This window comes from Vibrio sp. S11_S32 (assembly GCF_014694465.1).
GTDB classification, from domain to species: domain Bacteria; phylum Pseudomonadota; class Gammaproteobacteria; order Enterobacterales; family Vibrionaceae; genus Vibrio; species Vibrio algicola.
The window spans coordinates 1-344 of sequence record NZ_JAAUWS010000163.1; the positions used below are offsets into that span (position 1 = coordinate 1).

The 344-nt window shown below is 43.3% G+C and carries 1 pseudogene; it reads left to right on the plus strand.

From position 1 onward, the window contains the following. Positions 1 to 112: 112 nt before the first annotated feature. Positions 113 to 344 (plus strand): annotated as a pseudogene (locus HC723_RS17105) (IS91-like element ISVa3 family transposase); the annotation flags it as partial.

The following is a 344-nucleotide window of genomic DNA, read 5'->3' on the forward strand; positions in this document are numbered from 1 at the left end:
CCAAGATAGCGATGCTGCGCATCGAGCGAGGCCGCGTTAAATTATGTATTCAACATAAATTCAATTGACGCTATGATCTCTGCATCCTTTATTATCTCGAATTAAGTACCTCTTGGCACGCAACTACAGACGCCGACGTCATGCCCAAAAAGAATTTATCCCTCGTGCCACTAAGCTACTTTTTGAAAAAGACAATGCTTGGGAAAAGACGCTATGGAAGCACGCTCATACCTTCAATCTGTGGCAAATAACTTGTATAGAAAGAATGCTTGCATGTGGTACCAATGCGATGGGGGCTAAGCACTGCGGTTGTGAAAAATCAAACTGTCACTGCACGAAAGTAA